Annotated in this window: 1 rRNA gene; it reads left to right on the top strand. The window is 51.7% G+C overall.

The features are described from left to right. The first annotated feature begins 20 nt into the window (after positions 1-20). A 23S ribosomal RNA gene (locus tag HGP28_RS18805) occupies positions 21-2,910 on the top strand. Positions 2,911-2,950 lie beyond the last annotated feature (40 nt).

The following is a 2,950-nucleotide window of genomic DNA, read 5'->3' as shown; positions in this document are numbered from 1 at the left end:
AAGACCCTTTGGGGTTGTATGGTTAAGTGACTAAGCGTACACGGTGGATGCCTTGGCAGTCAGAGGCGATGAAGGACGTAGTAACTTGCGATAAGCCCAGATAAGGTAGTAACAACCTGTGAGTCTGGGATTTCCGAATGGGGAAACCCACTAGCACAAGCTAGTATCGCTGAGTGAATACATAGCTCAGCGAGGCGAACCGGGGGAACTGAAACATCTAAGTACCCCGAGGAGAAGAAATCAACCGAGATTCCGAAAGTAGCGGCGAGCGAAATTGGATTAGCCCTTAAGCTTTATATGCGTTAGACGAACGGTCTGGAAAGTCCGGCGATACAGGGTGATAGCCCCGTAGTCGACAACGCACATTCAGTGAAAACGAGTAGGGCGGGACACGTGTTATCCTGTCTGAATATGGGGGGACCATCCTCCAAGGCTAAATACTCCTGACTGACCGATAGTGAACCAGTACCGTGAGGGAAAGGCGAAAAGAACCCCTGTGAGGGGAGTGAAATAGAACCTGAAACCGTGTACGTACAAGCAGTAGGAGCAGGCTTTGTCCTGTGACTGCGTACCTTTTGTATAATGGGTCAGCGACTTATATTCAGTGGCAAGGTTAACCATCTAGGGGAGCCGTAGGGAAACCGAGTCTTAACTGGGCGTTCAGTCTCTGGATATAGACCCGAAACCGGGTGATCTAGCCATGGGCAGGTTGAAGGTTGAGTAACATCAACTGGAGGACCGAACCGACTAATGTTGAAAAATTAGCGGATGACTTGTGGCTAGGGGTGAAAGGCCAATCAAACTCGGAGATAGCTGGTTCTCCCCGAAAGCTATTTAGGTAGCGCCTCGGACGAATACTACTGGGGGTAGAGCACTGTTAAGGCTAGGGGGTCATCCCGACTTACCAACCCTTTGCAAACTCCGAATACCAGTAAGTACTATCCGGGAGACACACGGCGGGTGCTAACGTCCGTCGTGGAGAGGGAAACAACCCAGACCGCCAGCTAAGGTCCCAAATTATAGCTAAGTGGGAAACGATGTGGGAAGGCTTAGACAGCTAGGATGTTGGCTTAGAAGCAGCCATCATTTAAAGAAAGCGTAATAGCTCACTAGTCGAGTCGGCCTGCGCGGAAGATGTAACGGGGCTAAGCTATAAACCGAAGCTGCGGCAATGAAGTTTACTTCATTGGGTAGGGGAGCGTTCTGTAAGCCGTTGAAGGTGTGTTGTAAAGCATGCTGGAGGTATCAGAAGTGCGAATGCTGACATGAGTAACGATAAAGGGGGTGAAAAACCTCCTCGCCGGAAGACCAAGGGTTCCTGTCCAACGTTAATCGGGGCAGGGTGAGTCGACCCCTAAGGCGAGGCCGAAAGGCGTAGTCGATGGGAAACGGGTTAATATTCCCGTACTCAATCAAATTGCGATGGGGGGACGGAGAAGGCTAGGTGGGCCTGGCGACGGTTGTCCAGGTTCAAGTGCGTAGGCTGAAGGTTTAGGTAAATCCGGACCTTCTTAAGGCTGAGACACGACGTCGAGCACCTACGGGTGTGAAGTCATTGATGCCATGCTTCCAGGAAAAGCCTCTAAGCTTCAGATTTGATGGAATCGTACCCCAAACCGACACAGGTGGTCGGGTAGAGAATACCAAGGCGCTTGAGAGAACTCGGGTGAAGGAACTAGGCAAAATGGTACCGTAACTTCGGGAGAAGGTACGCTCTTATTGGTGAAGTCCCTTGCGGATGGAGCTGACGAGAGTCGCAGATACCAGGTGGCTGCAACTGTTTATTAAAAACACAGCACTGTGCAAAATCGCAAGATGACGTATACGGTGTGACGCCTGCCCGGTGCCGGAAGGTTAATTGATGGGGTTAGTGGTAACACGAAGCTCTTGATCGAAGCCCCGGTAAACGGCGGCCGTAACTATAACGGTCCTAAGGTAGCGAAATTCCTTGTCGGGTAAGTTCCGACCTGCACGAATGGCGTAATGATGGCCACGCTGTCTCCACCCGAGACTCAGTGAAATTGAAATCGCTGTGAAGATGCAGTGTACCCGCGGCTAGACGGAAAGACCCCGTGAACCTTTACTACAGCTTGGCACTGAACATTGACCCTACATGTGTAGGATAGGTGGGAGGCTTTGAAGCGCAGACGCTAGTTTGTGTGGAGCCGTCCTTGAAATACCACCCTTGTAGTGTTGATGTTCTAACTTGGTCCCCTAATCGGGGATGAGGACAGTGCCTGGTGGGTAGTTTGACTGGGGCGGTCTCCTCCCAAAGAGTAACGGAGGAGCACGAAGGTGGGCTAATCACGGTTGGACATCGTGAGGTTAGTGCAATGGCATAAGCCCGCTTAACTGCGAGAATGACGGTTCGAGCAGGTGCGAAAGCAGGTCATAGTGATCCGGTGGTTCTGAATGGAAGGGCCATCGCTCAACGGATAAAAGGTACTCCGGGGATAACAGGCTGATACCGCCCAAGAGTTCATATCGACGGCGGTGTTTGGCACCTCGATGTCGGCTCATCACATCCTGGGGCTGAAGTCGGTCCCAAGGGTATGGCTGTTCGCCATTTAAAGTGGTACGCGAGCTGGGTTTAGAACGTCGTGAGACAGTTCGGTCCCTATCTGCCGTGGGCGTTGGAAGATTGAAGGGGGCTGCTCCTAGTACGAGAGGACCGGAGTGGACGAACCTCTGGTGTTCGGGTTGTGTCGCCAGACGCATTGCCCGGTAGCTAAGTTCGGAATTGATAACCGCTGAAAGCATCTAAGCGGGAAGCAAGCCCTGAGATGAGTCTTCCCTGACACTTTAAGTGTCCTAAAGGGTTGTTCGAGACTAGAACGTTGATAGGCAGGGTGTGTAAGCGTTGTGAGGCGTTGAGCTAACCTGTACTAATTGCCCGTGAGGCTTAACCATACAACACCCAAAGGGTTTTGATGGACTCGATTAAGAACGA

The sequence above is a fragment of the Vibrio agarilyticus genome, assembly GCF_012641465.1.
Taxonomy (GTDB): domain Bacteria; phylum Pseudomonadota; class Gammaproteobacteria; order Enterobacterales; family Vibrionaceae; genus Vibrio; species Vibrio agarilyticus.
The sequence above is the reverse complement of the archived record's forward strand: the minus strand, read 5'-3'. Positions and strand labels throughout refer to the sequence as shown.